The sequence below is a fragment of the Rhizohabitans arisaemae genome (genome assembly GCF_025996515.1).
GTDB classification, from domain to species: Bacteria; Actinomycetota; Actinomycetes; order Streptosporangiales; family Streptosporangiaceae; genus Rhizohabitans; species Rhizohabitans arisaemae.
Genome location: NZ_BLRH01000009.1, coordinates 247,998 through 268,330 on the forward strand (window position 1 = coordinate 247,998; position 20,333 = coordinate 268,330).

Consider the following 20,333-nt stretch of genomic DNA (forward strand, 5'->3'; position numbering starts at 1 on the left):
CAAGGGCGCTGATCAACACCCATCCCTGCAACAGCCTTACCAAAGCACCACCGAAACTTCTCCGGAGCCAAGCACGGTCGATCGTGAGTCACTTCGCCATTCGTACCTCCTACCGGACGACCTGTAGCTCCTTAGAAACATTCACCACGGAAGCACCAGTCCCCAGCGGGGACGAAACCGGTTCCCCAACGTATCCCAGACAGTTCAGGCCTAGGTCTCGTCAGCCACGCAGCTCATAGCAGGGTCAGCGCAACCGACGCTGGGGGCCTCCGTGCTACCAGGCACTAGCGACTGACCTGCGCTTACACACGCACACCCAACTACCACGCCGACCGAACAATCATCTGTTCTGGTCCCGTATCCGACATTTGCCCGAATAGCACACTTGGCTCCTCGACTCCAACTATACTACCCTTCAATCCCATTTCATGCGCTTTATACATGCTTAGAATTCGGCCTCTAAATCTTGAGACCAGCCCCAAAGGCTGCATAGAGGAGGCCACCGCCAGGGCCGACGCCTCCCAAATCTCTCCACAATAGAAAAGCACAACGACTCACCTAGCACAACGATTGGATCCACGGGATAATCACCCTGAGCCGCTAATAGCCCCTCCACCGGTCCACAAACGCACAAGTGGCCGCCTCGCCAATCTGAGCGTAATCACAATAGATCAAACTACAACCCAAGATCCCCTATGAGGGAGAGGTCCATGGATCATCAACCCATTCTTGGCTTGTATGACTCAATACTCACCCAGAAATTAGCAAAACAGATCGACCAATGGAGAGAGTCTGGACTAATCGCCGGCATTTCCGAAATCAACGAAGAACAGCTTCCTCTTCTAATCGGGCGCTATGTCGGAAAGATAGTGACCGAACTCCTCTCTGGCATTCGAGAACCACAAACTCAGATCCAGTTAGCAAATGATCTACTCGCCACTCTTGAAAACGCGGACCTCATCAGCGAGAATCCGCTGAAGCTCACCTCTCTCATTAGAGACGAGCCAGGATCAGCACCCCCTGATCATCCACTCACTACACTTTCCGAAACTGCCCTCCTGACGAATGCAAAAGATGATCCAAACCTCTCTCATGAGCTAGCTCTAGAATTGACTAGTGCCGACCGAGTCGATATCATCTGTGCATTCATTAAGTGGTCCGGTCTGCGCCTGCTGAAAGATCCCTTCGAACAGCTTCGGCGCCGAGGTGTGCCAGTTCGCATCATCACCACTACCTACATGGGCGCAACTGAGCGGCGGGCTTTGGATCGCCTCGTCAATGAGTTCGGCGCCCAGGTAAAAATCAGCTACGAGGAACGCTCCACTCGCCTGCATGCCAAAGCTTGGCTTCTGCGACGCGATACAGGCTTCGACACGGCATATATCGGAAGCTCAAACCTCTCGCGTGCAGCATTAGTAGATGGTCTGGAGTGGAACGTTCGACTCTCGCGAGAGGTAACACCTCGGCTCATCAGTAAGTTTGAGGGAACCTTCGACTCGTACTGGAGCAGAGCAGAGTTTGAGCGCTACGACCCTACAAAAGATGCGGAGCGCCTCGACGAAGCACTTGCCTCGAGTAGGAACGGTCAACAGCTAACAAGCGTTTCTCACAGAGTCCCGATTCCTTATCCTCACCAAGTAGAGATGCTCAACGACCTTGAAGTCGAGCGAGTCATGTACGACAGGCACCAAAACCTGCTCGTCTCGGCAACTGGGACTGGGAAGACGGTCACCGCTGCATTCGATTATCGAAACCTCCAAAAGGAACTGCGCAATCAGCCGTCACTGCTCTTCGTTGCGCATCGTCAGGAAATCTTGCAGCAGGCGATGCAGACTTACCGACATGTACTTGCTGCACCGGACTTTGGCGAGTTACATGTTGGAGAAGATAAGGCCTCCCACTGGCAACATGTGTTCGCCTCAGTCCAATCAGTCAGCCGAATAGTCGACCAGCTCGATCCACATAGGTTCGATGTGGTAGTCATTGACGAGTTTCATCACGCTCATGCCCCCACCTACCGTCGTATCATTGAACATTTACGACCCAAGGAGTTGCTCGGACTCACCGCCACACCTGAGCGATCAGATGGCACCTGGGTCCAGGATGAGTTCTTTAATGGACGTATTGCGTCTGAACTGCGTCTCTGGGATGCGCTCGATGCTGACCTTCTCTGCCCATTCCACTACTTCGGCATTGATGATGAAACGGATCTCAGCAGCATTTCCTGGTCTCGTGCCTCGTATGACACACGAGAGCTCGACAATGCCCTGGCAGACAACCGAGCACGCGCGCAGCTAGTATTCAACGCTCTACTTGACAAGAGCGGTGACCTCAATAGCCTGCGTGGCCTTGGCTTCTGTGTTTCGATTCGACACGCTCATCATATGGCAAAATTCTTCACTGAATCAGGCATACCATCTCTAGCTGTCGATGGTGGAACCTCAGAGATCGAGCGTAAGACCGCCCTTAATGCGCTACGCTCCGGAACAACTAGGTTCCTGTTCGCTGTGGACCTCTTCAACGAGGGCCTCGACATCCCTGATGTAAACACACTTCTACTTCTCCGCCCAACAGAGAGCGCCACAGTATTTCTTCAGCAACTTGGACGGGGCTTGCGCCGCACTTCAACCAAGGACGTACTTACCGTACTGGATTTCGTGGGCCAGCATCGCAGGGAGTATCGATTCGAGAATCGATTCTATGCACTCACCGGTTTCCAACGTAATAGGTTAAAGGCTCAGGCAGAGAGTGGATTTCCCGTACTCCCTCCTGGCTGTCAGATTATCCTCGACCGCGTTACGAAGGACCGGTTGATATCTGGCCTTCAAGAGCACCTCAGAACCACTGTCACAGTCCTCTCCCGAGAGATTAAGGCATACGACAAGATTGGGTTAGCCAATTATCTTGAAGCTAGTGGTCGTGATATCTACGAAATCTATCGAAGTAAATACTGGACCAACCTGCTACGAAGAACCGGTCTCCTTGAGGGGCCATCATCTGCCCTGGAGGAATCCCTCGGCCGACGCATCAGAGTATTTCTTCACGTGGATGACCTTCATCGTGCAGAAGCTTATGCGGCTCTGCTCAAGCCCAATGATCGACGCTATGAGGACTGTTCACCTATCGACCAAGCGTTCATGCGAATGTTGTTCTTCTCTCTATGGCGTGACGGGGGCGGATTCAAGAACTATGACGAAGCGCTCACGAGTCTACGGTCTGAGACTGCAATTGCCCATGAGATTCAGCAGGTCATTGAGCTTGGCGCAAACCGACCTAGGCATGTCACTAAGCCACTAGTGGGCGAATTAGCTCATCTCCCCCTAGCAGTTAACGCTCGGTACTCCGCAGACGAAATCCTTGCTGCCATCGGATGGGCTAGTATCGGCGGCAGCTTGCCGTCCACCATGCGTGAAGGGGTCGCGTGGGCTCCGGCGACTCGATGTGATGCGCTACTGGTGACGCTGCGGAAGGATGAACGGGACTTCTCACCTCGGACGATGTACCGTGACTACGCGCTTACATCTGACCTCTTCCACTGGGAGTCACAGCACCGAACTGGTGCGAACACGACAACCGGACTTAGATATCAGAATCACGTTAAGGAAGGCAGCCATGTCCTCCTTTTTACCCGCGTAAGTAAGCAAGAAAATGGAACAACTGAGCCATTTGTCTTCCATGGCACCGTACGCTATGTCGAGCATGTTGGCGAAAGGCCTATGGCGGTGACTTGGAAGCTCGACGAAGAGATGCCAGTGGATCTATTTCGGCGTGCGGCAATGGCCACCTGATCGCAGTACCTCTAATCCCCCACTCCCCTGCCGATGACCAGATTGCCGGACAATCCGGTGACGTAAGGCTGTTGGCAGGGGAGGATGGCGGGTATGCGGATTGATCCACCGGTGATCGCCGGGGAGCGGGAGATGCTGGTTTCGTGGCTTGAGTGGCATCGGGCGACGCTTGCGTTGAAGTGTGCGGGGCTTGACCGGGAGCAGCTGGTGCTGCGGTCGGTCGCCCCGTCGAACATGTCGCTGCTCGGCCTGGTCCGGCATATGGCCGATGTGGAGAGGATCTGGTTCCGCCGCGTGCTCGCGGGGGAAGACGCTCCCGGCATCTGGTGGACGGAGGAGCAGCCAGATGGGGAGTGGGAGAACGTCGACCCGGCCGATCCTGAGGAGGCGTTTGCCTCCTGGCACGCCGAATGTGATTTCGCCAGGCGTGCGGTGGAGGAGGCTCCGTCGCTGGACGTGACCGGTGTGCGCCACGGCCGAGACGTCAGTTTGCGCTGGATTCTCGTCCACATGATTGAGGAGTACGCGCGGCACAACGGTCATGCCGACCTGCTCCGGGAGCGGATCGACGGATCCGTCGGCGAGTAGCCCACGGATCCGGGTGAACCCGCAATGGAGATCAGAGGCGCCTCAGCCTGACGGTGAGGAAGGAGGGCTTCTGGTGCAGCCTGTCGTAGGCGGGTTCGTCGATCTCGCGGAGGGCGGGTACCGGACGGGGCTCGACGAGTCGTTCCAGGGTAAATCCGGCGGACATCGCCTCGCCCAGGAAGGTCTCCAACGGCATGCGCTGGAAGCGGATCGAGTGTGGACCGCCGCCGAGGGAGAGGTCGACCCAGTCCTCGGCGAAGTAGGAGCCGCCGAAGTGCTGCCAGTCCGCCGCGGGATGGGTCGTGGACATCAGGAGCCATCCGCCGGGCCGGAGCACTCGGCGCAGTTCGGTCAGGAGTTGCGCGCGCCGGGTGACGTGATGGAGCACCAGCGCGCACACGACCCCGTCGAACGACGCGTCGGCGGCGAAGTCGAGTGGTTTCTCCAGGTCGTGCAGGAGCAGCGTGGCCTGCTCCCCCACCCGTGTCCGCGCGTGATCGAGCAGCGTGCTGCTTCCGTCCACCGCGACCACGTCGGCGCCGCGGGTGAGCAGTTCGGCCGCGTAGTGCCCGGCGCCGCAGCCTACGTCGAGGATTCTCAGGCCGGAGACTTCGCCGGCGAGTTCCAGCATCGCGGGGCGGTCGGTGTAGGCGTTGTACGGGCTCACGTCGGCATGCCGGGCGAAGTGGTGGCCGAGGGCGTCGTGGTACGCGGTCTCCGGAGGCATTTCCCTATCATGGCGAGAAATCCGACCTGTCGCGAAACAGCACAACAACGATCGGCTCACCGCCATTGCTCAGCCGGACTCGTCGGCAATTCATGCCCACACGCCCTATGCCCAGGTCCGCCACGAACCGGACCGCGTACGCCGTACATCCTTGGCCGGTACGGCCTGAGGCCGCGCACGCTGGACATCGTTTGATGTGGCAGGGCGGCATGTAGCCCCGGGTCGCTCGTGGCGCGTGCGCCGTACAGCTTGATCAGATACGGCCTGAGGCGGCGAAGGCCCTACGCGACAAAGCCTTGGTGAAAGGGGCGCGACCAAACCTACCGCGCCGACCCAGCCTTCGGCCGTACCGGAATCGAGATCAGGTACGCAGACCCGGGTTGCCGGGCGTTCGAGGGGATGGGATCATGCCGGGCATGGCTGAGAGAATCGAGTCTCCCGTTCAACGGTGAGCGCGATCGGCGGGCGCAGTGCGCTCGACCCACGGATGTCCCTCTTCGACCACGTGTCCCGGCTGCATGCGCGTGCACCCGATCTGCCGCTGCCGGGCGGTGGCCACCCCTATCCCGACGATGCCGACCATTGGGACCGCCCCTACGGCGATGAGGAAGCCGACCATGCGGTTCTCCTCACCACGGTGCGGGAGTTTTTCGCCGACGGTACCCGGCCGGTCGAACGGCTCCACGACGACCTGCGTGACCTGCTGGTCCGCGCGGAGCACGCCGCCAATCTGGCATGGCCGGCAGACCCGCCGTGGCCGACCCCCGATCGTGCCCGGACGACCGGGTTGTGGCTGGTTCGCAACTCCACCGACCGGGTTCCGGCGCTGGTCGGACTGTTCCTGCTGACGGGGACGGCCCGTCCGGAGGACATGTCGTCGATCAAAGTCTTAGGCTTGCTGAGCTGTTTCACGCCTGCCGTGGTCCAGGTTCTGCGGGCGATCCCCGGATCGCCGGACGCCCTGATCTGGCTGGTGGAACGCTCGCGGATAGGCGGCCGGTCCGAGGCTCTCCGAGCCCTATGCCGGTTGCGTGACCCGAGCACCTTCCCGTGGTTGCTCCGCCGGGCCGTCGACGACCGGGTCCCGGCCCGCATGCTCGCGAAGGAGATCGCCGACGCGGTCGACCTGGCGGAGCTGCTCCAGGAGGCCGACGACCCGGTGATCACACAGGGTGGGGTACTTCTGGCGGCGCTCGCCGACGACCCGTTGGAGGATCAATACCCTGAGCTCCCTCGGGCGGTGGCCGGCTTCTCCCGGCGGGCCTCCGGCGCCACACGGTCGCTTGACCTGCTCGCGACGGCGATCACGCTTACGGAGGAGCTGCGCACCGGGCGCCTCGCCTGCCTCGACTGGCCGGAGCGCGAACGCGCGACCACCTTGGCGCGTTTCCTGGACCTGTTGAGCTCCCCCTCCTGGGATCCGGTGCTCGCGGAGGCGTCGCATTCCCCGCAGCCGCTCACCCGGGGACGGGCCGATTGGGCCCGGTGGGGCAGGGAACGCGCGCTCACCTCTACTCCGGTACGGCCGCAGGCCGGAGTCCACAGCCGCCTTGCGGTCGGCGTCGTGGTGCCCGACCCGGCGTCCTACCGGGAGGTGCAGACCCGGCTGCTGGTGGATGATCGACCGTTGATCGCCGAGGCGTTCCCGCTCGGTGTGCCGGGCACCCCGGAGACCTTGCTCCGTGAGTTGCCCGCCCGTTCGCAGGCCCGCGAGGTCCGGCTGGCCGGCGTGGCCTGTGATGAAGGGTGCTGCGGCGCGCTCTACGTCACGATCGTCCTGGACGGAGACACGGTGATCTGGCGTGACTGGCGTAACCCGCGGGAGAAGGTCGGCCTCCCGGAACTCCGCTTCGCCGCGAGGCCGTACGCCATGGTGATCGAGGAGGCCCTGCGGGACGACCGCTGGGAGTGGCCTGCCCGGACCCTGGCCGGGCGGCTCAACCGGCTCATTCGGGACGAGAACCTGCTCGGTCCCTGGAACTGCGAGCCGGGCGGGGTCTGCGCACGTGCCCACGCCCGGGACCGAATGGAAGTGATCTTCTGGCACCCCCGTGAACCCGGGGACGAGGACGACGAGCCCTGGCTTCAGTTGGAGTGGATCGTGCCTGTTCGGGATGGCGAGGACCCGGAGGCGCAGCTGGTCCGGATCGCGAGTCACCTGCGCGGCGTCGACCCCCGAGACTACGCGACGGTGATCGCCGGAGCGGAGGCCGACGCCTACCGGCTCGGCTTCCCCTGGCCCGACCCCTGATCACTCACCGGCACGGGCGTGCACGGGCAGCACGACTCCACCGGCGTCCTGAACGAACCTGCATACAGCAGACACACTCCCCTGAACCGATGGAGAGGGACAGTCGCCGGATTCCCTTGTCGTACGGGCTGCGCCGGGCCGATCGTGGCGGCACCCCACACCGAGGAGCCGTGACCCCGCCGCTCGCGTGATCGTTGTGCTGTACGCCCCCCAGAAAGCGCGCACACCACAACGATCACCAGCCCGATGCCGTACGGGCTGCGCCGGGCCGGTCGTGATGGCACCCCGCACTGGGGAGCTGTGACCCCGCCGCTCGCATGATCGTTGTGCTGTGCGCCCCCCAGAAGGCGCGCACACCACAACGATCACGGGTCCCGGCGACCGTGGGCCGGATACGGCTTTTGCGGCGTCCTTGGGCCGTACCGGCGGACTCCGGAAGACCACCGAACCGATGTCGGCAATCCCCGCCTGAAGACACCGTCGTCGTGCGTCGTGCGAGGAAAGATCCGCAAGCGGAGACAGGTCGGCATGGACCTGGCCAGGCTTCGCTCCCTCGCCGAGGGCACTCCCGGGACGCCCTCCCGCGAACCGCCGAAATAGGGCTAATCCCCCTCCCGCACCCGTCCGTACGGCCGGACCAGCCGGACCGGCCGGATGAACGGCCCGGTCAGACCGCGGCTCGGTCGGCGTGCGCCCGGCGCAGCGCGTCGAGGAAGGTCTCCACCGGCTGGGCGCCGGAGATCCCGTACCTGCGTTCGACGACGAAGAACGGGACGCCGGAGGCGCCGAGCTCCACGGCTGCCCGCAGGTCGGCCTGGACTTCGGCCCGGTAATCGTCGCCGGCGAGCACCCGCTCGGCTTCCTCGATCGGCACGCCCGCCTCGCCCACCAGCCGGACCAGGGTCCCCCGGTCGGAGAGGTCGGCGCCCTCGGTGAAGTACGCCTTCATCATGCGTTCCCAGGCCGCGTCCGACAGTCCGGCGGACTTCGCCAGGTGGAGCAGGCGGTGCGCGTCGAAGGTGTTGACGGCCAGGGCCCGGTCGAAGTCGATGGCCAAGCCCAGCTCGGCGCCGATCGCGGTGACCCGGTCCAGCGCGGCGCGTGCCGCCGTTTCCCCCATCCCCCGTTTCTCGGCGAGCATCCGGAGCACCGGTTCGGCGACGCCGACGGGCGCGCTCGGGTCCAGCTGGAAGCTGCGCCACTCGAGCTCAACCTCGGCGGCGTGCTCGAAGCGGTCCAGGGCCTGCTCCAGTCGCCGTTTGCCGATGTAGCACCAGGGGCAGACGATGTCCGACCATATTTCGATCTTCACGAGTCACCCTCCGTCGCCGATTCGCCGCCGGTCGCGCTCTGCTTGTCCGGTACGGACCATGTGTCCGGTACGGCGCAGACTCCGTCCACGCAGAGGTCCGCCTCGCCGCCGAGGAACAGCAGCGGGCCCCCGGGTTGTCCGGATGATTCAGTGTTCGGACGTGCAGCCATGTTCAGCCCCAACTTCACATGAGACCCAGATATTTCGCCTGCCCATGGCGAGCCTGCCGGGAGTCCTACCCGCCGCTCCGCAAAGGCGTCCCACCCAACGGAGAGTGTTCTGTCATGAACCTTCCGTTTTATCGATTAGCTTGGTGATCCACGTGAATGATGGATGTATGTCCGGCACACGGGACGGCATGGGCGTCCGCCCACGCAGAACGTCCGTGCCGGCGGAAAAGGAGAAGGTGCGATGGCGACGCCTGATCCGGCGGGGCGGCGTGGGACGCCGCTTCGGGTCACCCCCACCCCCGACGACGGAACCCGCCTCAGCGCCGAACGCCTGTGGGACGAGAACTCACGGCCCACCCGGCCCGTACCGGACCCCGACCGGCTCTTCACCCCGCGCGAGCAGGAACCCGCGCAGCACCTGGTCGACATCCACGACGGGCTCCGCGAGGAGCTGACCCGGCTGCGTGACCTGATCGAACAGGTCGCCGCCGGCAACGCCGAGGTGGGAGCCGCCCGCTCCTTGATCAGCACGATGACGATCCGCCAGAACACCTGGACGCTCGGGCTGTATTGCACCACCTACTGCAGAATCCTCACCGGGCATCACACCCTGGAGGATCGGAGCGTCTTCCCGCACCTGATCAAGAACGACCCGGACCTCGAACCTGTGATCACCCGGCTTGAGGAGGAGCACCACGCCATCGCCGCGGTCCTGGAGCGGGTCGACCGGGCGCTCGTCGCCCTCGTGGCCGAACCCGGCGGCATCCCCCGGCTCCGCCGCGAGATCGACCTGCTCACCGACGCGCTCCTGTCCCACCTCGCCTACGAGGAACGTGAACTGATCGAGCCCCTCGCCCGGTTCGGCTACCACTGAGCGTTCGGTACGGCCTCAATGCGGGTCGCCGCGGCGGCCGTACCGGATCAGGGAACCCCGGTGTCAGGAGCGCAGGAAGGGGAGCGGGGACTTCAGCCACTCCCAGTGGATGCCGAACCAGCCGCCCACCAGGCTGAACACGTTCAGCATGTAGATCGTGGTCAACACGACCAGGCAGGTGAGGCCCATCACGAGCAGCCGGACGGCGAGGTGCTGGCGTCTGAGCCAGGCCACCCAGCGGTCGTACTTGCCCTTGGCGAAACGGAGCACCCGCTCGGCCCAGGCGAACTCGGTGGCAAGGATGGCCAGCCCGGCGAAGACGATCAACCAGCCAGGTCCCGGATAGGGGATCGCGAAAAACCCCAGCACCAGCACAGCGCCGCCGACCACACCGACGCCGACCCGGTAGGCGATGTTCAGCCCGGGATTCCGGCGCAACCGCTCCCGGAATCCGAGCTTCCCGGCGAGCCCGCCGAGCAGGTCGTCGCCGTCGGACGGGTCGAGCATGCCCTTCCCGTCCTGATTCCCCTGGTTGACACCTGGTGTCGTGCTCACGCGCCCATCCTTACCCGATTTCCGCAACTCGTGCTCCAGATCCCCGACGACGGACGGGCGCGACGCCAGACCGCTCCAGTGGTGGGGGAATTTCCGCTCCCCCAAGCGTAAGGCGGCAAGGCCGCCTCCGCGTACCACACCGCTCCGCCGCGTTGCCGGACGCCGGCCGATGTCGCCGGACCGGATCCTCGGCAACGCCACCGAGGAAGCAACCCAAGGTTGCCGTCAGGGCCCATTGAGGGCGCACCGAACACCACGACGGACCGCCTTGTTTCCGTACCTCCGGGTAGACGGCGCTCCAGAGACGTTTGGATCGGCACTTCTCCTGATACTCGCATCGGTCTTCACCCGGGGAGCGAATGGCTTCCGGTCGGTTTTCAAGGCGACGGGGTGACGGCGTCCCTGCGAGCGGTGGGAGTCGAATCGGCGGCGGTCGGCCACCGCCTACGGGTAAACCCACCCCGGCCTGGTACGACGGCTCGCCATCGCGAGATGGACGAGGACACCGATCTTTCCGGATCCCACCAGACCCTGGGACGTGACCGACGGGGTCCCATCGAGTGGTGGGAATCGAGTTGATGACGATCGATTGCCGTGCGCAGGCAAGCCCGGCGCACAGCGCGTCTCACGACCCGGGCGGGGACACCGCTCTTCCCGAGTTCCACCACTCCACGGGGTCGCGTCCCATGGAATGGTGGTCTTTGCGCAGACCGGTGTTCCCATACGTCCCGTACGGCGGACCGTCGTGCCGGGCCGCACCGGGTTCACCCGTCCGCGGTGGTCATCATCGGCTCGCACCCCACCACTTGGGGGACACCGTCCTCCACGGGACGTGACCGTTCAGAACGGGGGAACTTCCTCTTCCGTGACGGCGACGGTTTCCGTGACAGCGGCGATGAACGATGGGATCGAGAGCCTTGGAACGGCTACGTCGGCACGGAAGCCGATCATGATGGGATGTTCTTCGTCGGCGTCGGGGAAGAACAAGGCTTCCATCCGGTCTGTGGTGAGCCCTGAAGAGGCGGCGGCACGGGGTAGGGGGTCGGGGACCGGCGCGATGACCGGACGGTTCGGCACCGTGTAGGTGTGGCCGAGGGAGCTGGTCCACTCGGTGGCTCCCGCGGTGCGGGTCACCGTCCATCCCCCCTGGTGCTTCAGCCGGTGGTCGTGACGGCACTCGGCGGCCAGGTTCCCGGCCGTGGTCGCCCCGCCCCGCGCCCGGTCGTGAACGTGGTCCAGGTCGCAGTCGACGCTCGGCATGCGGCAGCCCACGCCGGTGCACCGCCGGTCGCGCACCTGCACCAGGCGGCGCAGGACCGCACCGGGAAACCGTGCCCCGGGGTCGGTTCCCCGGCCGGGCCCGTCCCGCCCGGCCTGGCGGAGGATGTCGGCCACCACCGGCGCCCACGGCCCGGCACGCGCCGGGTCGCGGGAGAGAAGTCCGAGATCGGCCTGACGGATCTGCACCTCGACCAAGCCCCCGGCGACGGCAGGAGTCCGGAACCCCGTGAGCCGGGCCGCATAGGGCTCCTGCGCGGTAAGCCGGGCATCACCCGGAGACCGGGGACCCAGGGAAGCCGATCCGGCCGGACCGGTGAGAACCCGCCCTGTGGCGGGAACCGGTCGTACGCGGGTCACCCCGCAGCTCCGAAAGTTCCCGTCGTCATCGGTGAGGACCCAGCGCCACTCCGCCCGGGACTGAGCGGCGGCGATCCGGCGGGCCAGCGCGGCGTGAACCGGCCCCCAGCCGGCGAGCTCGGCCGGGCGCTCGTCCAGACCGGCCAGGGTCGTCAGCTCGGCGCGCAACTCACCCGGCGCGTGACGCCCGGCCGACACACCGTTGGGCGGCGGGTGCGCCGACTCTCTTGTTGTGGGAGGCGCGTCTGCTCCGAGCTCAGGCCGGGGAACCCCTGCCGCAGCCAAAGCCGCGACCGGCGAATCTCCGCCCAACTGTCTCTCAGGCTGTCTCTCAGGTTGTGGCTCGGGCTCGAGTTGTGGCTCGGGCTGGGGCTCAGGCCGTCTCTCAGGTTGTGGCTGGGGCTGGGGCTGGGGCTGGGGCTGGAGCTCAGGCCGTCTCTCAGGTTGTGGCTCAGGCTCAGGCTCGGGCTCGGGCTGGGGCTTCCTTTCGGGCTGTGGCCTGGACGCCTGCATTTGGGACGCTCCAGTAATGGCGCTCAAATCGCCCAGGCTCTCCCGACCAATCGCCACCGGCGAACTCCTCGACCGATTCGCCGCCAACGACGCAGTCGCTCCAGGCCGGAGAACCCCGAGTGCCATCTCAGCCTGAGGCGTTGAGTCATCTCTCCCGGGCCCCGAGGGCACCTTTGCCGCTATAACCATCCCGGCGTGCACCGGTCCGGCCGCGATCACCGACAGCTCAGTCGACGAATGCCCCGCCACCGGATCCCGCGAAGACCCCCCACTCGCGGCGGCGACCCTGCCGGGACCCCACGGATCCGCCGCAACCAGCGACCCACTGGGCCCACACACCACCACAGGCGAGGCCACCGCAGCCCCATGACCGGCCCCCTGAACCTCAGACAAGGTTGACTCACGGACCGCCTGCCGTTCCTCACCCCACTCGATCCGGCCGTCGGCGGCAAGCCGCTCCGCGATCACGTCATCGGCGAGCCCGCCGAACCGGCCGTCCAGCAGCCCCAGGAAGACCTCCGACCGGATCACGTCGATCCGTCGCGGATCACCCGCCCGCTTGGCCGACCGGGCCAGCGCCGTGACCCGCCCAGCCGCCGCCGCGGTGTCGTCCAGCGGCTGATCGCAGGCGGACAAATTCGCCGTCCCGTCGGGGTTGCGCGACCCGATCACCCGGCGTCCCCGCACCGCCTCGTGGTAGCGGCGCTCCGCCCAGGCCGGGTCGACCGCGACCGCCGCCCGCTTCAACGCCTCGACCAGCTCCCCCACCGTCATCCCCGGCGCTCCGGGCAGCAACCCCCCGCACACGGCGCGGGCCTGCCCGTCGGTCAGCCCGGCGGTCCACTCCGAGAACGCCTTCCCCTTGAACTCGTCCACCAGACCACACAGCATCGCCCGATGCACCTCGGGCAGACGCCGGGTCAGATCGAAGGCGAGCGCGACCCGGGCATCGGCGCGAGTGCGGGACCAGCGGAGCGCCGCCCGCGTCTCGTCCCCGGAGAACTCGTGGAGCACCTCGCCCCGCTGGGCGGTCAGGTCGGCGCCGGGAACCCGGATGCCCGTCTCGGCCAGGGCCTCGTTCAGCCGGGCGGTGTCGTGGACGAGCTGCCGGTGCAGAGCCTGGAGCAGAACCACCACGTCGAAACCGCCAAGCAGGTCCGGGCGCACGCCCTCCAGCAGGCGTGCCAGCTCCGGTCCCGGAGGCGTCCCGGCGATTCCGGCCGGCAATTCGACGGTGTCCACGAGAGCGATTTTACCGCCCCATTACCCGCCCAGTCGAATTTGAATTCGACTACATCGCCAACCGATGCCCGGTATGCGAGAAAATTAGAGCAGAAACTTCCACCGCACCTCCCTACGATCGAAATGCGAGCTTGCCTTCCTACTTCCACTTATCCACATTTGACCGGCCTATCGGCAAGTTTCGTGAGATCCGGGACATGACAAAAATGCCATCCGTGAAATCGTGCAGTCCACAAAGTCGAGACACGGCGTGCCGTCGGGCTTGCCACTCACCACCGGCCTTGCCAGCACGCCACCGATCCACTTGAAGGAGCCGGCGAGCCAGACGGTCTGCGACAAGGTGAAACATGGTGGCCTTGTCGGCTCGACCTTGCGACCTCAACGGCCCTTGTGCTGTTTCCACCCCGCATAAATGCCACCCAGGACGCCGCGGCTGCGCTCTTAGCCGTCTCCCAGTCGACGGTGAGCCGCAACGGGACCTGGTCCGGCCGGTCCCGAAGCGCTTCGTTCCCATGCTCGCCGAGGTGGCGGGGGCACTCTGGCGAACGACACGTCCCAACTCGTCCTGAATTGGGGTCAATGAAAGGGGTGTACGCGGGAAACAACGCCAGACCGGCCTCACTAGCGCGGTCACGGTCAACCCGGCGTTGGGGCGACGACCGTTCCGGTCCCCGGCGCTCCCGCACGACGCCATCGCCTACGAAGAGGCCGGGCTTTCCTCGATAGCCGCCGGCATGCATGGGATCCGCGACAAGGGACGTCAGGGGCGCCGACGCCAGCTCAGCCAAGACGGGAAGGTCCTACGTCGGACGTAGATGCCGAGGACACCCGAGTAGTGAACGCGTTTCGCGCATTGAGCGAGCGTTCGATATCCCAGCCGAACAACCGGAGTACGCTCCCGGTTCCCTGCCGCCGACTGTCGGAAGAGCTCCAGGCACTGAAATCGCTGACCGCGTTACTATTCTTCCAATGACTCTCCCCAACGGGCTCATGAACAGGTCTCAACGGACTGAAAATGATTGATTCGCTTCAACGTTATGAGCTGCTGCAAAGCATGGGTCTAGATCAAGTCGACGCGATAACATGGTGCAGTTACGCTACGCCCCGCCAAGTCCTGGATGTCTATGGCGTAGATCCAGTGACTACAGTCCGGGCGACGGTCGACCAGGTGAGCGATCCGGACTACTGGGACGAAACGGATCACGACCTTCTTACCGCCATCGTCATCGGGAATCTCGGGCACGGGTCACTTATGTTGCACACCTCGGGATACCCAAGCGACGATCTTTTGTCACGACTGGCCCGTACCGGACCGTGCTTCTCAGTGATATGGAGCGACTTCTGCCCGGCGGCTGCCACCCTTTTCCGCCAAGAAGGCGACTACATATCTTTCAATTACATCTCATGGGATTGCCTGCTCGATCCGGATGAAGCAAGCGTGGAATCCTGGATCCAGGCCACACCACCAGGAACACAGGGCTGGCTTGGCCATCGGAAAGTTGCCATCCTTCTCACCGGGGAATCCTTGTGTGGCGGCGTGATAGACGAATCATGGATGGCCGCGGAGCATGCGGTTTTCCCAATTTGGGAAGAGGAAACGGAGGATGACGGGTGACGGAATGCGTTGCCCTACCGCCCACTGGTTGATCTACCTGTCCGGTGCGAGTCCAGGAGGACGCCGACGGCAACCCCTCCTGGATCGGGCCCGCCGAGAGGCCGGAGGGTGGCTAGAGTCCTGGCATACGCGATGACGGGAGGGCTCTATGGACCACGTCAGGCTCGGATCGAGTGGGCTTAAGGTCTCACGGATCTGTCTGGGCATGATGAGCTACGGCGACCCCGCCAAATGGGGTGAGTGGGTCCTGGACGAGGAGGGCGCGGAGCCGATCGTCCGGAAGGCCGCCGAGGCGGGGGTGACCTTCTTCGACACCGCCAACATCTACTCGCTGGGGGCGAGTGAGGAGGTGACCGGGCGGCTGCTCTCCAAGGTCTTCGCCGACCGGGAGGACTACGTCCTGGCCACAAAGCTCTTTTTCCCGCTCGGGGCGGGCATGAACGCCGGCGGGCTCAACCGCAAGCACGTCCACGCGGCGATCGACGCCTCGCTCAAGCGCCTCGGCACCGACTACGTGGATCTGTACCAGATCCACCGGTGGGACGAGAGCACCCCGATCGAGGAGACCATGGAGGCCCTGCACGAGGTGGTCAAGGCCGGCAAGGTCCGGTACCTGGGTGCCTCCACCATGTTCGCCTGGCAGTTCGCCAAGGCCCAGCATGTCGCCGAGCGGAACGGCTGGACGAGGTTCGTCTCCATGCAGAACCACTACAACCTGCTCTACCGGGAGGAGGAGCGGGAGATGAACCCGCTCTGCCGGGACCAGGGGGTGGGGTTGATCCCGTGGAGCCCGCTCGCCCGAGGGCTGCTGGCCCGGGCCGCCGCGCCGGGGACGACCACCCGGACCGGCTCGGACTTCCGGATCGAGCAGTTGTACGGCGGCCCGGCGGACAAGGAGATCCTGGACCGGGTGGCCCGGACCGCCGAGGAGCGCAAGGTGCCCGCGGCCCAGGTGGCGCTGGCCTGGCTGCTGCACAGGCCGGGGGTCGTCGGGCCGATCGTCGGCGCCACGAAGGTACGGCATCTGGAGGACGCGGTCGCCGCGGTCTCGCTCTCCCTTTCGCCGGAGGAGATCGCTTTCCTGGAGGAGCCGTACCAGCCGCAGGCCGTACAACACTGATATTTACCCCCATGCCACGAAATTTCGCATTCTGTAGGCAGCAAGGGGGTTTTGCGGAGAAGCGCCGATAATCGTGGGGAGCATCGCTTCGGAACCCGGAAATCGGCCCGTGTCGGGGAATGGAGCGATGTGACCTGCGAGATCACCCTCCGCGGTTCATGAATCCCCGGAGGGCCGACCGTATTCTGCGGGCATGGCCACGAAATACGAGGAGATACAGGTCGGGGAGCGGCTCATCCGTGTTTCCAACCCCGACAGGCTGTATTTTCCGCAGCGCGGCCTGACCAAGCTGGACGTCGTCGGCTACTTCGTCACGGTCGGCACCGGGCTGCTCCGCGCCGCGGGAGAACGCCCGACGACCCTGGAACGGTGGCCGTCCGGGGTGTTCGAAGGGGCGAAGCTCTCCACCCGTCAGGACAACCGGGGCGACGCCTTCTATCAGAAACGGATCCCGCGCGGCGCCCCGGACTGGATCGAGACCGCCCGGATCAGCTTCCCGAGCGGGCGGCACGCCGACGAGGTCTGTCCGACCGAGGAGGCGGTCTTCGCCTGGGCGGCCAATCTGGGCACGCTGACGTTTCACCCCTGGCCGGTCCGCCGGGGAAACGTCGACCATCCCGACGAGCTGCGGATCGACCTCGACCCGCAACCGGGCACCGATTTCTCCGACGCGGTCGCCGTCGCCGGTGAGCTGCGCGGGCTCCTGGACGAGCTGGGCTGGACCGGGTACCCCAAGACCTCGGGCGGGCGCGGGGTGCACGTCTATGTGGCGATCGAACCCCGGTGGACGTTCACGGAGGTGCGCCGCGGCTTGATCGCGCTGGCCCGGGAGCTGGAGCGCCGGATGCCGGACCGCGTCACCGTCAACTGGTGGAAGGAGGAGCGCGGGGAGAAGGTGTTCGTGGACTACAACCAGATGGCGCGGGACCGCACGATCGCCTCGGCGTACTCGATCCGCCCCAATCCGCATGCCACGGTGTCGGCCCCGATCACCTGGGACGAGCTCCCCGCGGTGACGCCCCGGGACTTCGACGTCACGACGATGCCCGCGCGTTTCGCCGAACTCGGCGACCCCCACGCGGGGATGGCCGCGTCGCCGTACTCCATCGACGTGCTGCTGGAGTGGGCCGATCGCGACGAACGCCAAGGAGACGGCGATAAACCATATCCGCCTGAATATCCAAAGATGCCAGGCGAACCCAAGCGGGTTCAGCCGAGTAAGGCCAAGAGGAACTAAACCGCCCATGCCGCCGATCGGCTCGGCAAACGGAACGCGTATATTCTCGGATCATGGCGACGCCCCGAGTGCTTGCGATGGTGCTGGCCGGCGGTGAGGGAAAGCGGCTTATGCCCTTGACCGCCGATCGAGCGAAACCCGCCGTCCCGTTCGGCGGAATGTATCGGCTGATTGATTTCGTCCTCTCCAATCTCGCCAACGGCGGCTATCTCCGAGTCGTCGTGCTGACGCAGTACAAGAACCACAGCCTGGACCGGCACATCTCCAGCACCTGGCGGATGTCGGCCCTCCTCGGCAACTACGTGACCCCGGTCCCGGCCCAGCAGCGGCTCGGCCCGCACTGGTTCTCCGGATCGGCGGACGCCATCCGGCAGAACCTCAACCTCATCTACGACGAGAACCCCGACCACGTCCTGGTGTTCGGCGCGGACCACATCTACCGGATGGACCCGCGCCAGATGGTCGACGCGCACGTTGCCTCCGGCGCTGGGGTGACCGTGGCGGCGATCCGCCAGCCGCTGGCGATGGCCGACCAGTTCGGGGTGATCGAGGCCGACGGCGATCGGATGACCGGATTCCGGGAGAAGCCCGCGGACGCGGTGGGCCTGCCCGACGCACCCGGTCAGATCTACGCGTCGATGGGCAACTACATCTTCGAGACCCAGGCCCTCATCGACGCCGTCAAACGGGACGCCGATAATCCCGACAGCAAGCACGATATCGGCGGTGACCTAATCCCCGCGATGGTCAAAGCGGGCAACGCCTCCGTCTACGACTTCTCTCGCAACGTCGTCCCCGGGTCGACCGAACGGGACCGCGGCTACTGGCGGGACGTCGGGACGCTCGACGCCTACTACGACGCGAACATGGACCTCATCTCAGTCCATCCCATCTTCAACCTGTACAACCGGCGGTGGCCCATCTACACGGGGCACGAGTCGCTGCCCCCGGCCAAGTTCGTCTTCAGCGAGCCCGATCGGATCGGGCACGCGCTGGACTCCATGGTCTCCCCCGGGGTGATCGTCGCGGGTGCGACCGCGGAGGGCTCGATCCTGTCGCCGGGGGTACGGCTGGACCCGCGCTCCCTCGTGCAGGACTGCGTCCTCATGGACAACGTGCGGGTCGGGGAGCGGGCCATCGTCCGGCGGGCGATCATCGACAAGAACGTGGTGATCCCCGACGGGGAGCGGATCGGCATCGACCCCGAGCAGGACCGGCGGCGGTTCACGGTCACCGAGGGCGGTGTGATCGTCATCGGGAAGAACGATCGGATCGTCCCGCTGTGACCGGGCCGAGGGAGGCGGTGGTCGATCTCTTCCACCGCGTCGCCGCGACGGTCCCGGCGTACGGCGACTTCCTCTCTTCCCACGGGGTCACGCCCAGCAGTATCCGGACTTATGAGGATTTTGTACGGCTGCCACTGACCGACAAAGCGGGCTACACCCGGCGCTATCCCCTCCCCGAGCTCTGCCGGTACGGGGATCTGACCGCCTGCGACATGATCGCCGTGTCCTCGGGCTCCACCGGGCAGCCGTCCTTCTGGCCACGCGCGTCCTACGACGAGCAGGGGATCACCGAGCGCTTCGCCCAGGTCTTCGAGGCCTTCGGGGCCCGCGAACGCCGTACCCTCGCCGTGGTCTGCTTCGCCCTCGGCACCTGGGTGGGCGGCCTGTACACGGCGGCCTGCTGCCGGCACCTGGCCGCCCGCGGTTTCCCGATCACCGTGGTGGCACCGGGAAACGACAAACGGGAGATCCTCCGCGTCATCCCCGACCTGGCCCCGCACTTCGACCAGGTGGTGCTCCTCGGCTATCCCCCGTTCCTCAAGGACGTGATCGACACCGGAATCGCCGACGGCGTCCCCTGGTCCGAGTACCAGCTCAAACTCGTCACCGCGGGCGAGGTCTTCAGCGAAGAGTGGCGCACCCTGGTCGGGGACCGCGCGGGCATCGTCGACCTGAGCCGGGGCACCGCCTCGCTGTACGGCACCGCCGACGCGGGAGTCCTCGGCAACGAGACCCCCGGCTCCATCGCCATCCGGAGGTTCCTCGCCGCACGCCCCGAACTCGCCCGGCAGATCTTCGGCGGATCCCGGCTGCCCACCCTGGTCCAGTACGACCCGCGGCAGCGCTTCTTCGAGACGACCCCCGAAGGCACCCTGCTCTTCTCCGGCGACAACGGGATCCCGCTGATCCGGTACCACATCGCCGACGAGGGCGGAATCCTGGAGCACGACGCGTTGCTCGCCACCCTCGCCGAACACGGGTTCGACCCGCTCCCGGGGCCCGAGCTCCCGTTCGTCTACGTCTTCGGGCGGACCCACTTCGCGATCTCCTACTTCGGGGCGAACGTCTACCCGGAGAACGTCACCGTGGGGCTGGAACAACCCGGGGTCAGCGCCTCGGTGACCGGCAAATTCGTCCTGGAGGTCGTCGAGGACGCCGACCGGAACCGGCGCCTTGCGGTCACCGTGGAACTCGCCCCCGGCGTCGCCGGCACCGACGAACTCCACCGCACCGTCCGATCCTCGATCCTCACCCACCTGCTCCGGCTCAACAGCGAGTTCGCCCACTACGTCCCCGAGCCCTACCAGGGGCCCGAGGTGGAACTCCGCCCGCACGGCGACCCCGCCCACTTCCCGCCGGGGGTCAAACACCGCTACACCCGGGGCTGAGCCGCCGATCCGGCTCAAGAGGGCCGCCG

At 65.3% G+C, this 20,333-nt stretch carries 14 protein-coding genes; 9 read left to right on the top strand and 5 right to left on the bottom strand.

Annotated features, from left to right (window positions below):
• The first annotated feature begins 710 nt into the window (after window positions 1–710).
• Window positions 711–3,788 carry a DEAD/DEAH box helicase gene (locus RUR_RS02110; RefSeq protein WP_283133119.1) on the top strand — a complete coding sequence of 1,026 codons (3,078 nt, stop codon included), beginning with the start codon at window positions 711–713 and terminating at the stop codon, window positions 3,786–3,788.
• An 84-nt stretch (window positions 3,789–3,872) separates the two neighbouring features.
• A complete protein-coding gene (locus tag RUR_RS02115; protein ID WP_283133120.1) occupies window positions 3,873–4,376 on the top strand; it encodes a DinB family protein in 504 nt (167 codons plus the stop codon).
• Between the two features lie 31 nt (window positions 4,377–4,407).
• On the opposite strand, the gene RUR_RS02120 is transcribed toward RUR_RS02115, so the two are convergent.
• Window positions 4,408–5,103 (bottom strand): class I SAM-dependent methyltransferase, encoded by a 696-nt coding sequence (locus RUR_RS02120; protein ID WP_283133121.1) that lies wholly within the window; start codon window positions 5,101–5,103, stop codon window positions 4,408–4,410.
• Window positions 5,104–5,551: 448 nt separating this feature from the next.
• Here RUR_RS02120 and RUR_RS02125 point away from each other — a divergent pair, with 448 nt between their 5' ends.
• Complete coding sequence (locus tag RUR_RS02125) at window positions 5,552–7,354, top strand: hypothetical protein (RefSeq protein WP_283133122.1); 1,803 nt, start codon at window positions 5,552–5,554, stop codon at window positions 7,352–7,354.
• Window positions 7,355–8,021: 667 nt separating this feature from the next.
• Here the strand turns inward: RUR_RS02125 and RUR_RS02130 are convergent.
• Together RUR_RS02130 and RUR_RS02135 are read right to left on the bottom strand one after the other, a co-directional pair.
• Entirely contained in the window at window positions 8,022–8,666 is a 645-nt protein-coding gene (locus tag RUR_RS02130) for a DsbA family oxidoreductase (RefSeq protein WP_283133123.1), read from the bottom strand.
• The gene (locus tag RUR_RS02135; protein WP_283133124.1) at window positions 8,663–8,836 is read right to left on the bottom strand and encodes a hypothetical protein; all 174 of its coding nucleotides are present in this window, start codon (window positions 8,834–8,836) and stop codon (window positions 8,663–8,665) included. Before RUR_RS02135 ends, RUR_RS02130 begins: the two co-directional genes overlap by 4 nt.
• Window positions 8,837–9,077: 241 nt before the next feature.
• On the opposite strand from RUR_RS02135, the gene RUR_RS02140 reads away from it, so the two are divergent.
• A complete protein-coding gene (locus tag RUR_RS02140; RefSeq protein WP_283133125.1) occupies window positions 9,078–9,710 on the top strand; it encodes a hemerythrin domain-containing protein in 633 nt (210 codons plus the stop codon).
• A 63-nt stretch (window positions 9,711–9,773) separates the two neighbouring features.
• On the opposite strand, the gene RUR_RS02145 is transcribed toward RUR_RS02140, so the two are convergent.
• Both RUR_RS02145 and RUR_RS02150 read right to left on the bottom strand, forming a co-directional pair.
• On the bottom strand, window positions 9,774–10,265 hold the full coding sequence (locus RUR_RS02145) for a TIGR02611 family protein (RefSeq protein WP_283133126.1): 492 nt from the start codon (window positions 10,263–10,265) through the stop codon (window positions 9,774–9,776).
• 840 nt (window positions 10,266–11,105) lie between these two features.
• On the bottom strand, window positions 11,106–13,658 hold the full coding sequence (locus tag RUR_RS02150; RefSeq protein WP_283133127.1) for an HNH endonuclease signature motif containing protein: 2,553 nt from the start codon (window positions 13,656–13,658) through the stop codon (window positions 11,106–11,108).
• A 1,168-nt stretch (window positions 13,659–14,826) separates the two neighbouring features.
• Here RUR_RS02150 and RUR_RS02155 point away from each other — a divergent pair.
• The 5 genes from RUR_RS02155 (at window position 14,827) to RUR_RS02175 (ending at window position 20,304) form a co-directional block, all read left to right on the top strand.
• Window positions 14,827–15,273, top strand: a complete 447-nt coding sequence (locus tag RUR_RS02155; RefSeq protein WP_283133128.1) for a hypothetical protein — start codon at window positions 14,827–14,829, stop codon at window positions 15,271–15,273.
• Between the two features lie 148 nt (window positions 15,274–15,421).
• Entirely contained in the window at window positions 15,422–16,393 is a 972-nt protein-coding gene (locus RUR_RS02160; RefSeq protein ID WP_283133129.1) for an aldo/keto reductase, read from the top strand.
• A gap of 193 nt (window positions 16,394–16,586) precedes the next feature.
• Window positions 16,587–17,630, top strand: a complete 1,044-nt coding sequence (locus tag RUR_RS02165) for a DNA polymerase domain-containing protein (protein WP_283133130.1) — start codon at window positions 16,587–16,589, stop codon at window positions 17,628–17,630.
• A gap of 53 nt (window positions 17,631–17,683) precedes the next feature.
• The gene (glgC, locus tag RUR_RS02170; RefSeq protein ID WP_283133131.1) at window positions 17,684–18,916 is read left to right on the top strand and encodes a glucose-1-phosphate adenylyltransferase; all 1,233 of its coding nucleotides are present in this window, start codon (window positions 17,684–17,686) and stop codon (window positions 18,914–18,916) included.
• On the top strand, window positions 18,913–20,304 hold the full coding sequence (locus tag RUR_RS02175; protein WP_283133132.1) for a phenylacetate--CoA ligase family protein: 1,392 nt from the start codon (window positions 18,913–18,915) through the stop codon (window positions 20,302–20,304). Before glgC ends, RUR_RS02175 begins: the two co-directional genes overlap by 4 nt.
• Window positions 20,305–20,333 lie beyond the last annotated feature (29 nt).